3 protein-coding genes are annotated in these 13592 nt (G+C 61.8%); all 3 read right to left on the minus strand.

All coding sequences use genetic code 11. From position 1 onward, the window contains the following. Nucleotides 1–4: 4 nt before the first annotated feature. Genes AB5I78_RS16390 through AB5I78_RS16400 form a run of 3 tightly spaced genes read right to left on the minus strand, consistent with a single transcriptional unit; the run spans nucleotide 5 to nucleotide 13576 of the window. Nucleotides 5–9199, minus strand: coding sequence for an amino acid adenylation domain-containing protein (locus tag AB5I78_RS16390; protein ID WP_370003027.1), 9195 nt, complete (start codon nucleotides 9197–9199; stop codon nucleotides 5–7). Next, a complete protein-coding gene (locus AB5I78_RS16395) occupies nucleotides 9118–10425 on the minus strand; it encodes a condensation domain-containing protein (protein WP_370003030.1) in 1308 nt (435 codons plus the stop codon). The genes AB5I78_RS16390 and AB5I78_RS16395 overlap by 82 nt, the downstream gene beginning before the upstream one ends. 10 nt (nucleotides 10426–10435) lie before the next feature. Continuing rightward, entirely contained in the window at nucleotides 10436–13576 is a 3141-nt protein-coding gene (locus tag AB5I78_RS16400) for an amino acid adenylation domain-containing protein (protein ID WP_370004778.1), read from the minus strand. Nucleotides 13577–13592 lie beyond the last annotated feature (16 nt).

Genomic DNA, 13592 nt, shown 5'->3' on the forward strand with positions numbered 1-13592 from the left:
AGCGTTACTTCATTGCATCAGCAAAGCTCTGCACGAACGCGGCGTTATCGATGATTCGATCATGGGTAGAGTCGATCAGTACTGACTGCTGAATGCACGGCCGGCCCATGACCTGCTGCATGCTTGCCTCTATCGACTGACGATGCTGGCCAGCCCGGCTTGCGGCGGCCCACCAGCAACTGATCGGCGCGTTGATCGGCTTGAAATCAGCGTCCTTGAGGCGCTGGCCCAAAGTGCGGTCCAGCTCCCAGGAGATCTGCGCTTCATCCCCTTCAAGCAAGGTGCTCTTGATCTCCAGGAAAGTGTCACCCAGCGCACCTTCGGCCCAGGTACTGAAGGCCTGCCATTGCTGAGTCTCTTCGCCCGCAAGCGTCTGGCTTTGCAACCAGGCAGCCTGGATCGATTGGCTCGACTCCGGGAACATGACCTGTAACAGCTCGACACGCCGCTGATTTACCGGCAACTCACTGTCATCAGCCACCACCGCCGTTTCCCAATACGCCTTGAGCCAATACGGCGGCGATGCGTCGATCCAACCAACAACCTCCACCACGCGCCCGGCCTGCTCCAGCGCATACGCGACCTCCATGGCCAGATTGCCGCCCAGCGACCAGCCGGCCAGGCGATACGGGCCTTGCGGCACGGCGTCGAGCAGCTGGGCGGTGTAGTCCTCAACCATGGCCTGCCAGCCGGGCACGTCACTGCCCTCTTCAACCAAGGCCCGACTGATCACACCAAGCACCGGCCGCTGATCGCGCAGCGCCAGGCCAATGGCCTTATAGCAATGCACCGAACCGTAGCTGGGGTGGAACAGAAACAATGGCGTGCCTTGGGTCTGACTGTTGAGGTTGACGATCAGCGAGTGGCGGGTCTCGCCTCCCAGGCAAGCCACCTGCCCCGCCACCGTCGGGTTGAGCATCAATTGGCTGACTGACAGCATTGTTCCGGTGGCCTTGCGAATGCGCTCCTTGAGCATCAGCACCAACAATGAGTGCCCGCCCAGTTCAAAGAAGTTGTCATTCAACCCCACTCGCTCAACGCCCAGTACCTCGCGCCAGATAACCGCGAGGCGTTGTTCCAGCGGAGTCTGCGGCGCCTGGTAGACGCGATCATGCTGATCCGCACCGGGCGCCGGCAATGCCTTGCGATCCAGCTTGCCATTCGGGCTCAGAGGCATCTGCGCCAGCAGCACCCATTGCGCCGGCACCATGTAGTCAGGCAAATGCGCCAGAAGATACGCACTGAGGGATTCGCGCCAGCGCTCGCTCGGGGCCTGCAACACCAGATAGCCCACAAGCTGCTTGCCGTCGATGACCTGCACCGAGGCCTCTTGCACTTGGGGGTGTTCGAGGATGCGCGCCTCAATCTCGCCCAACTCGATACGCAGGCCTCGCAGCTTGACCTGATGATCCAGTCGCCCAAGGTATTCAATAACCCCGTCGGCTCGTTGGCACACGCGGTCGCCGGTGCGGTACAAACGCTCACCCGGCTGGAAAGGCGAAGCGACAAACCGCTCAGCCGTGAGCCCCGCACGTCGATGGTAACCGCGCGCCAACCCGACACCGCCCAAGTACAGCTCGCCCGCCACGCCCACGGCAACCGCCTGCAGATCCGCGTCCAGCACGTAGGTACGCAGGTTGGCGATTGGCTGTCCAATGGGCACCGTGTCACGCCCTTCGTCGACGCACACCCAGTGGGTCACGTCGATAGCCGCTTCAGTTGGCCCATACAGGTTATACAACGCGGCCTGCGGCAGTTTGGAGAAAACCTGCTGTTGCGCGTCCACCGGCAACGCTTCGCCACTGCACACGATGCGCTGCAAGGTATGGCAGGTGTCAACCGCGGTGTCTTGCAGAAAAGCCTGCAACATCGACGGCACGAAGTGCAGCGTGGTGACGCGTTCGGCGTTAATCAACGCCACCAACCTGGCGGGGTCGCGATGATCACCGGGTGCGGCCACCACCAGGCGCGCGCCAGTCATCAGCGGCCAGAAGAACTCCCACACCGATACATCAAAGCTGAACGGCGTCTTTTGCAAGACTGTGTCACTGGCACTCAACGCGTACGCGTCCTGCATCCAGCACAAGCGGTTGGTCAGCGCCGAATGACGGTTACCAGCGCCTTTGGGCTGGCCGGTGGAGCCTGAGGTGTAAATCATATAAGCGAGGTTTTCGTCATACAGCGCGATGCCAGGGTTGGCATCGCTGTAACCCTCGAACCAGGATTCCCCTACCACCAGGCAGTCCAGCCCTGGGGAAATCGGCAGCTGCTCCAAAAGATGCGCCTGCGTGAGTAACAGCTTCACGCCACTGTCTTGCAGCATGTAGGCCAAGCGCTCGCGCGGGTATTCAGGGTCGAGCGGTACGTAAGCGCCACCGGCCTTGAGCACCGCCAGCAGGCTGACGACCATTTCAATCGAACGCTCTACGGCTACCCCAACCAATACATCCGGTCCGACACCCGCCTCCATCAAGCGATGGGCCAGGCGGTTGGCACGGCGGTTGAGCTCGGCGTACGTCAGGCGTTGTTCGGCAAAGACCAAAGCCGGTGCATGCGGGGCACGCTCGACCTGTGCTTCGATCAATTGATGAACGGGCTGCTGCGTATAGTCCTGCTCGGTGGCGTTCCAGTCTTGCAGCGCCACCCGTTGCTCTGTGCGGTCCAGCAACGGCAGCTGGCTGACCCGCTGCTGCGGGTCGTCGAGCATGCCTTGCAGGATATTCTGCCAATGCTTAAGCATGCGCTGAAGCATGGCAGGCTCGAACAAGTCAGTTGCATAAGTAAGTGTGGCCCAGATGCCATCCGCCGATGCCTGGGTGTCCAGGCTCAGGTCGAACTGCGCGGTCTGGCTGCCCCAGTCCAGGCCTTCCACACGCAAGTCAGGCAAGTATCGGCCTTGAGTGACCAGGCCTGCATCGCTCTGGTGGTTGAACAACACTTGGAACAAAGGGTTATGGCTCAGGTTGCGCTCCGGCTGCAGCGCTTCGACCAATTGCTCGAACGGCAGGTCCTGGTGGCTCTGGGCATCCAGGCTGCGGCGCTTGACCTGCTGCAGCAACTGGCGAACGGTGATTTGCTCGTCGAGGTCGGCCTTGAGCACCTGGGTATTGACGAAAAAACCCACTAGACGTTCGACGTCGACACGGTTGCGGTTGGCAATCGGCACACCCACGCGAATGTCCTGCTGGCCGCTGTAGCGATACAACAGGCTCTGGAATGACGCGAGCAACAGCATAAACACCGTCACACCTTCGCGCTGCGCCAAGGCGTTGAGCCCGGCGGCCAGTTGCGCTGGCAACTCGACGTCCAGGCTCGCGCCACGATAGCTTTGCACCGCCGGGCGCGCACGCGCCGTCGGCAGCTCCAATACGGGTTGCTCGCCACCCAGCAACTCGCGCCAATAGGTCAATTGGCGCTCACGCTCCCCGGCCGCCATCCACTGGCGTTGCCAGTGCGCGTAATCGGCATACTGCAACGGCAACGCCGGTAACTGCGCCACCTCGCCCTGGCGATAAGCACCATACAACTGCACCAGTTCATCGACCATAACCTGCATCGACCAACCATCGCAGACGATATGGTGCTGCACCAATACCAGCACATGCAGGTCTTCGGCCAAACGCATCAGCGTGACGCGCAGCAGTGGCCCTTGCTGCAGGTCGAAAGGCCGGGCAATTTCGGCCTCCACCTGTTGCTGCAGCGTGCTTTGAAGGGCATCTACACGCGTAATCAGCACCGGTTCGGCCGGGTGAATCACTTGCACCACAGCCTCATCCTGCTGGTCGATACGGGTGCGCAAGCTCTCATGCCGTGCGACCAACGCGTCAAAACTGCATTGCAAGGCCTGCTGATCAAGCTGACCGCTCAGGCGCAAAATACTCGGAATATGGTAGGCAGCGCTGTGAGGGTCCAGTTGCCATAGGAACCACTGGCGCTCCTGCGCAAATGACAGCACCAACGGCTGGTCCCGCTCGATCGCCACCATCGGCGGCGCCAAGTCACGATCAGCGGCCTGCAGTGCCAGCACAAACCCTTCCAGTTGCGGCTGTTCAAACAAGGTACGCAGCGCCACTTCGCGCTCAAGCAGTTGACGCACTCGGGAGATCACCTGCATGGCCAGCAACGAGTGCCCGCCCAGCTCGAAAAAGTGGTCCGTCAGACCAATGCGCTCGGCCCCCAACACCTGAGCCCAGATCGCCGCCACCTGCTGCTGCAATGGCGTGACCGGTTCAATCCACACGCCCTGCGACTGCGCTGTATCCGACTGCGGCAGGCCTTTGCGATCAAGCTTGCCGTTGGGGGTCAATGGCATTTGCGTCAAAAACACAAAGTGCGCCGGGACCATGTAGTCCGGCAGGCAGGCTTTGAGCGCTCTGCGCAGGGCTTCGCGAAATTCGACCGCGTTGATCAACGCAGGGTCAGCGGGGACCACATACGCCACCAGCTGTTTGCCGGTCGGACCTTCCTGGGCCACAACCACGGTTTCACCGACGCTGTCCTGTTCGCGCAGACGTGCTTCGATTTCGCCCAGCTCGATACGGAACCCACGGATTTTTACCTGATGGTCGACGCGGCCGAGGTAATCCACCACACCATCAGGGCGACCACGGGTGAGGTCGCCGCTGCGATACACACGGCTGCCAGGTTTGCCGAACGGGTCCGGCACGAAGCGCTCGGCAGTCAGTGCCGGACGCTCCAGATAACCGCGAGCCACGCCCTCCCCGCCCAGGTACAACTCACCCGCCACGCCGATCGGTTGCAGGTTCAGTTGCGAATCCAGCACATAGCCGCTGCGGTTGCCCAGCAGTGTGCCAATCGGTGCGTAGACGGCGCCGCAGGGGTCGCCACGATGGGCTTTCCATAGCAACGGCGTAACCACGGTTTCCGTCGGACCGTAGCCGTTGAACAGGTAGGTCGGCTTGAGCGCACGCCACGCCAGGTCGTAGCTGGCCTGCGCCACTGCGTCACCGCCGAAGCAGTAAACACGCACTGGTGGTGGGTTACCGTCGCGCTCGGCATGTTCAGCCAGCTGTTGCAGGTACACCGGCGGGAACACGGCCATGGTCACGTTATGGCGGTGCATTTGTGCGTAGGTGTATTCCGGCAGCCACAGGCTATCGTCGCGTATCAGCACACTGGCGCCATTGATCAGCGGGTGCATCCAGCCTTCGTGGGCGCCGTCGAATGCGAAGGACATGAAATGCAGTTCGCAATCGGCGGGCGACGTTTCATAGCGCTCGCCGGTGGCGATGATATGCGCCACCAACGGGCCGTGGGAAACGGCCACACCCTTGGGCATGCCGGTGGAGCCTGAGGTGTAGATCACGTACGCGAGGTTGTCGCCGTCCAACTGCACATCGGGCGCGGTATCGCTGTAATCACACCACAGCTCGCTACGGTCAATCGCCAGGCTGTCCAGGCCATCGGCGATCGGTAGTTGCTGCAAGGCACTGGTGTGCGTCAGCAACAACTTCGCGCGGCTGTCTTGCATCATGTACAGCAGCCGATCACGTGGGTATTCAATATCCAGTGGCACGTACACACCACCGGCTTTCATGACCGCGAGGAACGCGACCATAATCTCGGCACTGCGCGGCATGGCGATGGCCACGCGCACTTCCGGGCCGACACCACGGGCGATCAGCGCATGCGCCAGGCGGTTGGCTTGGCGGTCCAATTCCCCATAGGACAAGGTCTGCGCGTCGAACTTGACCGCCACTGCATGCGGGTTTTCCCGCGCACGATCAGCGAACAACTCATGCACCAGACGCTCGGCCGAGAAGCCTGCGTCGGTCTGATCCCACAGGTTCAGAATGTGTTGCTGCTCGTCGCTGTCCAACAGGTTCAATTGGCCAATGTTCTGCTGCACATCGGCAACCATCGCCTGCAACAGGTTTTGCCAGTGACGCGCCATGTGCTCGAGGGTCGCAGGCTCGAACAAGTCGGTAGCGTAGCCCAGCGAAGCCCACAGCCCCTCGGAGCTTTCATGCACATCCAGATCGAGGTCAAAGTGCGCGGTACGGCGCTCCCACTCCAGGCCTTCAATGCGCAAATTGGACAGCGTCTGCGACTGCGCGCCCAAGCGCCCTTCGCTTTGATAGTTGAACATCACTTGGAATAACGGGTTGAGGCTCAGGCTGCGTTCCGGCTGCAGGGCCTCCACCAGCTGTTCGAACGGCAGGTCCTGGTGGGCCTGGGCATCTAGCGCACGCTGTTTGACCTGGGCCAGAAGCTCGGCAACAGTGATAGGCCCGTCGAGGTCGACCTTGAGTACCTGAGTGTTGACGAAGAAGCCAATCAGGCGCTCGGTTTCAACGCGGTTGCGGTTGGCAATCGGCACACCGACGCGGATGTCTTGCTGGCCGCTGTAGCGGTGCAGCAACGCCTGGAACGAGGCCAGCAATAGCATAAACATCGTCACGCCCTGAGCCTGGGCCAGGGCTTTAAGACTGTCGACCAGGCTGGCGGGCAACGGCACATCGAGGCGCGCGCCGCGATGGCTCTGTTGCGCGGGGCGTTGGTGGTCGAACGGCAATTCCAATACCGGTTGCTCGCCACCCAGCAGTTCGCGCCAGTAGGCCAGTTGGCGCGCCCTCTCACCAGCGTCCATCCAGTTACGCTGCCATACGGCAAAGTCGGCGTATTGAATCGGCATCGCCGGCAATTGCAACAATTGCCCCTGACTGAACGCCTGGTAGAGCTGCACCAGCTCATCAACCATTACCTGCATCGACCAACCGTCGGAGACGATATGGTGCTGCACCAGCACCAGTACGTGGTCATCCTGTGCCACACGCAGCAACGTCACGCGCAGCAAAGGCCCTGCTTGCAGGTCGAACGGACGCGCGATTTCGGCTTCTACCTGCGCCTGCACGTCGTGCTCGTGCACGTCTACGCACTGGATGGGCAACGCCATCTGCGGGCGAATAGCTTGCCGTGCACCGTCCGGTTGCGGTTCGACGTAAGTGCGCAGGCTTTCATGGCGAGCGACCAGCACATCGAAACTGCGCTGCAACGCCGACGTATCCAGCGGCCCCTTGAGGCGCAGGGCACTGGGGATATGGTACGCGGCACTGCCTGGGTCCAGCTGCCAGAGGAACCACTGGCGCTCCTGGGCATAAGACAGCGGTAACGGTTGATCGCGTCCGACCTGTACAAGTGCCGGCGCCTGTTCACCCTCGACCGCTTCCAATGCGTGCAACGCTGCGGCGAAGCCTTCAAGACGCGGTTGCTCGAATACCAGCTTGAGTGGCACTTCACGTCCCAATTCATGGCGCAGGCGTGAAACCACCTGCATCGCCAACAACGAATGGCCACCCATTTCAAAGAAGTGGTCGGTCAGCCCGACCCGCTCTGCGCCGAGGATTTGCGCCCACACGGCGGCTATCTGCTGCTCCAGCTCGGTGACCGGTGCAACCCAGGCCTGCAGCGATTGGCTGGCGTCGGGTTTGGGCAGCGCCTGACGGTCCAGCTTGCCATTAGGGTTCAACGGCATGCGGTCAAGGAAGACCAGGTGGGCCGGCACCATGTAGTCCGGCAGCTGTTCACGCAGCCTGGCCTTGAGCGCTTCGGCGTCGTGCTGCTCGGCGACCAGGTAGGCAACCAGTTGATTGTCGGCCGCCAGCACCAATGTTTCGCGCACCCCGTGCTGGGCGAGCAACAGCGCTTCGATTTCGCCCAGTTCGATACGGAAACCGCGGATTTTGACCTGGTGGTCGACCCGCCCCACATACTCAATCACGCCGTCGGCGCGGTAGCGTGCCAAGTCGCCGGTGCGGTAGAGACGCTCGCCGACTGCACCGAACGGGTCCGGCACAAAGCGCTCAGCCGTAAGCAGTGCGCGGTTCAAATAGGCACGTGCCAAGCCACAGCGGCTGGCGATGTACAGTTCGCCGACCGCCCCCAACGGCGCCAAGTTCAGGTCGCGGTCCAACACGTACAAAGCGCGGCCCGGCAATGAGCGGCCAATGGGGCTGGCCGTGGCGCCGATGACTTCACTGCTGCAGGTGCAGTCCAGCACACTCGACACCACCGTCGCTTCGGTCGGCCCGTAGGTATTGAGCAATCGTACATGGCCCAGGCCGGCTTTCAGCCATTGCGCCGGCCCCTCCAGCGGCATGGCTTCACCGCCGATATGGACCTGGCGAAGCGCGCCGTAAGCGCGCGGCCCGGCCGCCAGGCAATCGAGCAGAAACAGGTTCCAGTAGGCGGTCGGCAAGTCGGCCAGGGTAATGCCCTGCTTGATGATTTCCTCATACAACCGAGCACTGTCCCACAACTCGGGGCCACGCAGGATCACCGTGGCGCCGTGGGTCAGCGCCGGGTACAACTGCTCCACGAACCCATCGAAGTTCAGGGTTGCAAACTGCAACACGCGATCCGCTGGGGACAACTGCGAATAGCCGGCGGCAATACTCGAGAATTCCGTGAGTGCCGCGTGGTTGATCGCCACGCCCTTGGGCTTGCCGGTGGAACCGGAGGTGTAGATCACGTAGGCCAGGCTCTGTGGATCGACCCAGACCCGGGGGTTGACCTCGGAGGTGCCGTGCAGCACGCCATCGATGCGATCGATATCCAGCCGCGCAATCTGCTCCGGAAGCGGCAATGGCACTGACGATTGACACAGCACCAGGCGCACGGCGCTGTCTTCAAGCATGTGCAACAGGCGTTCGCGCGGGTATTGCGGATCCAGGGGCACATAAGCGCCCCCGGCCTTGAGCACCGCCAGCAGGCTGACCACCATGGCAAACGAGCGCTCCACCGCCACGCCCACCATCACCTCGGCGCCAACGCCCTGGTTGATCAGGTAATGGGCCAGGCGGTTCGCTTGCCGGTTCAGCTCGGCATAGCTGATGGACTGCTCGCCCAGGCACAAGACGATAGCCTCAGGCTGTTGCCGCGCCTGCGCCTCAAACAGGCCGTGCACGCCTGCGGGTTCCACGAACGCCGCAGCACTGTGATTCCAGTCCTGCAAGAGGCCGCACTGCTCATCATCGGTCAACATCGGCAGTTGCGCGACGCGATCGCCCGCGCCTGCAACTACGGCCCGCAACAGTGCCTGCCAATGCTGCGCCACGCGCTCAACAGTGGCCGCGTTGAACAGGTCGGTGGCATAGGTCAACGACGCCGCCAGGCCTTCGGGTGTCTCCTGAGTATCCAGGCTGAGGTCAAACTGCGCGCTCTGATCGCCCCACGCCAACGCCTCCAACGCAAGCCCGGCAATTGCTGTGCGGCCTGCGCTTTATGGCCTTCGGTCTGGTGGTTGAACATCACTTGAAACAGCGGGTTGTGGCTCAGGCTGCGCTCGGGCTGCAAAGCCTCGACCAATTGTTCAAAGGGCAAGTCCTGATGACTCTGGGCTTCCAGAGCTCGCTGCTTGACCTGGGCCAGCACTTGGCTGAAGGTCATTTGCCCGTCGATATCAGCCTTCAAAACCTGGGTGTTGACGAAAAACCCGATCAGACGTTCGGTTTCTGCGCGGTTGCGGTTGGCGATCGGCACACCAACACGGATATCCGACTGGCCGCTGTAGCGATACAACAGCGTCTGAAACGACGCCAGCAACAGCATGAACAGGGTCACCCCCTCGCGCTGCGCCAACGCCTTGAGACCATTGACCAGCGCCGCATTCAGGCTGATATCCAGACGCGCGCCACGGTAGCTCTGAACCGCCGGCCGTGGGTGGTCCAACGGCAACTCCAGCACTGGCTGCTCACCGCCCAAGCGCTCACGCCAGTAACCCAGCTGGCGCTCCTTCTCCCCTGCCTCCATCCAACTGCGCTGCCACAGCGCGTAGTCCGGGTATTGAATCGGCAACTCGGGCAGCCGCACGTCTTTGCCCTGACTGTAGGCAACGTACAACTGCACCAGCTCATCGACCATAACCTGCATCGACCAGCCATCAGACACGATATGGTGCAGCACCAGTACCAGCACGTGCTCATCCGGTGCCAATTGCAGGACCTTCACCCGCAGCAAGGGGCCTTGCTCCAGGTCGAAAGGTTGGGCGACCTGCGCTTGCACCCATGCCTCAAGCGGCAACGCATCGGCGGTTTCGTAAGCAACGTCAACGTGAAGTTCCGGGCGGACCACCTGCAACACTCGGTCAACATCCTGATACAGATGGGTGCGCAGGCTTTCATGGCGGGCAACCAAGGCATCGAAGCTGCGCTGCAAGGCCGCCCGATCAAGTTGGCCTTTCAAACGCAGCGCCCGTGGCAAATGGTAGGCAGGGCTCTGCGGCTCCAGTTGCCACAAAAACCACTGCCGTTCCTGGGCATAAGAGAGTCGCAGCGGCTCGCCTTCCTGACGCTTGAAAACCGGGGCAATCTCAAACAGGTTGATGCCTTGTTGCTTGAGCATTACCGCCAACGCTTTCTTTTGTTGCGCCGAAAGTGAACCTACCGACTCGATTAATGCTTGCACGCCACGCCCCTCAGGAAATCAATTTATCCAAATCTTCTGCTGATAGACGTTTGAGGGCCTCCAAGGATTTAGCCAATGCGTCCTGCACAGGCGAATTATTTGCCTGTTGGGCCGCCACGTAGGCGCTGAAGTCTGCCAAGGTGGGCGTGGTGAAAATCGATTTGACGTCGAATTCGGCGTGCAATTGCTCGCGCAGCCGCACAACCACCTGCGTCGCCAGCAACGAATGCCCGCCCAACTCGAAGAAGTTGTCGTTCAAACCCACTCGCTCCATGTCCAGCACCTCGGCCCAGATCGCGGCGATCTGCCGTTCCAGTTCGCTGGACGGCGCGACGTATTCGCGCACCTGCAGGTGGGCATCCGCTTTGGGCAAGGCTTTACGATCCAGTTTGCCGTTGGGGCTCAGGGGCATGTGGTCGAGCAGCATCCACTGTGCGGGCACCATGTAGTCCGGCAGGTGTTGGGCCAGATGCGCGCTGAGTACGTCACGCCAGTCGTCAGTGGCGTGTTGCAGCACCAGGTAGCCCACCAGGTAGTTGCCATCAACGGCCAACACCGCGGCTTCACGCACCGCCTCGTGTTCCAGCAGGCGCGCCTCGATTTCACCCAGCTCAATACGCAGACCGCGCAACTTGACCTGATGATCGATGCGGCCGGCGTATTCGATCACGCCGTCCGCACGATAGCGGGCCAGGTCGCCGGTGCGGTACAGCCGCTCACCGGCGACAAACGGATGGGCAATAAAGCGCTCGGCAGTCAAGCCGGGGCGACGGTGGTAACCGCGGGCCAGGCCGACGCCACCCAGGTACAACTCGCCCAACACGCCCACCGGGACGGGTTCGAAGTGGCTGTCGAGAATGTAGCAACCCAGGTTGGCGATCGGGCGCCCGATCGGCACCGCATCGCGGCCTTCATCGACGCAGGTCCAGTGGGTCACATCAATAGCCGCTTCGGTCGGGCCGTACAAATTGTAGAGCCCGGCCTGCGGCAGCTTGGCGAACACTTGCTGCTGCGCGTCCACTGCAAGCGCCTCGCCGCTGCACACGATGCGGTGCAAGGTATGACAGGTTGCAACCATGGGGTCTTGCAGGAACGTCTGCAACATCGACGGCACAAAGTGCACTGTGGTGATCTGCTCGGCATTGATCAGCTTGACCAGCTTGGTAGGGTCGCGGTGATCCCCAGGTGCGGCAACCACCAGGCGTGAGCCAGTCATCAGGGGCCAGAAGAACTCCCACACCGACACGTCAAAGCTGAACGGAGTCTTTTGCAGCACGGTGTCACTGACATCCAGGGCATAAGCGTCCTGCATCCATTGCAAGCGATTGGTCAGGGCCGAATGGCGGTTGCCGGCGCCTTTGGGCTGGCCGGTGGAGCCCGAGGTGTAGATCACATAGGCGAGGTTTTCGCCCTCCAATGCGACACCGGGATTCGCTTCGCTATAGCCCTCGAACCAGGACTCGCCCAGGACCAGGGTGTCCAGTGCGGATGGAACCGGCAACTGCTCCAACAGATGCGCCTGGGTCAGCAACAGCTTAACGCCACTGTCTTCGAGCATGTAGGCCAGGCGCTCGCGCGGGTACTCCGGGTCCAGCGGCACATAGGCGCCGCCGGCCTTGAGTACCGCCAGCAGGCCGACGACCATTTCGATTGAGCGCTCCACAGCCAGGCCCACCAGTACATCCGGGCCCACACCGGCCGCTATCAGGCGATGAGCCAAGCGGTTGGCACGGCAATTCAGTTCGGTGTAGCTCAGGCGCTGTTGACCAAAGGCCAACGCCGGCGCCTGCGGTGTACGGGCGACCTGTTCTTCAATTAACGCGTGCACGCAACGCTGCAACGGGTAATCGCGTGCCGTGGCATTCCAGTCATGGACCACCCGCTGATGCTCGGCAGCGTCGAGCATTGGCAAATCAGCCAGGCGTTGCCCCTGGTCATTGGCCATGGCCTGCAGCAGGTTGACCAGATGACGGGCATAACCTTGCACGGTCAAGGCATTGAAGTGCGCATGGGCGAAACTCAATTGCAGCGACAGCGTCTCGCCCATATCCACCAGCACGGTCAGCGGGTAGCTGGTTTGTTCATGCGCCTTGGGCTCGCCAAACCGAATGCCACTGCCGCCGCTCTGCTCCAGGGCTTTGGATACCGGGTAGTTCTCGAACACCAGGATGTTGTCGAACAACGCCGCACCACCCTGCCCGGCCCAGCGTTGAATATCGTAAAGGGCAGTATGTTCATGCTCGCGCAAGGCCAGGTTCTGCGCCTGCACCGCCTGCAACCAGTGCGCCACCGACTGCTGCCCGTCTACCGCACAGATCACCGGCAAGGTATTGATGAACAGGCCGATTTGTTGCTCCACTCCCACCAGTTCCGCCGGGCGCCCGGCCACGGTGGCACCGAAGGACACCACCGACTGCCCGCTGTGCCGTTGCAACAGAACCAGCCAGGCGGCCTGGACCAATGTGTTCAGGGTGACCTTATTGCTGCGCGCACAGGCTTCCAGCTGCGCCGTCAACGGGCGGTCGAGGCTGTACTGATACTCGCCATACCCTTCACCGGCCTGCGCCAGGTTGCTGCCCAAGCGAGTCGGCGTTTGCAATGCGCTCAACTGCTCGCGCCAGAACGCTTCGGTCGCGCCCGCATCACGCTGTTGCAGCCAGCCAATGTAGTCGCGATAGCGTCCGATGGCGGGCGGTACTGCCACACCGGCATAGCGTTGCAGCACTTCACCAAACAGCCGCGAGTTGCTCCAGCCGTCCATCAGAATGTGGTGGCTGGTGTAAATCAGCTCATGGCGCTGGTCTTCGGTGCGCACCAGCAGTAACCGCACCAACGGCGCCTTGGTCACATCAAAACCCTGGCGACGCTGGGCCAACTGCAAATGGTGCAACTCAAGCTCACGCTCGGGCATGGCGCGCCAGTCGAGCTCCTCGACCATTAACGGCGCCTCGCGGTAAACGACCTGGCACGGCCATTCCAGCTGGCCCTCCCAGAAGAACCCGCTACGCAATACCTCATGGGCCTGCACGGTGGCCTGCCACGCCTGCTCGAAGCGCGGCACATCCAGGCCTTCAGCCGTAACGCGGATCTGGCTGATGTAATCCCCCGCTGCGTGCTCATAGAGGGTGTGGAACAGCATGCCTTGCTGCATCGGCGACAAGGTGTAG

The sequence above is a fragment of the Pseudomonas sp. N2-3-1-14 genome (genome assembly GCF_041228395.1).
GTDB lineage: Bacteria > Pseudomonadota > Gammaproteobacteria > Pseudomonadales > Pseudomonadaceae > Aquipseudomonas.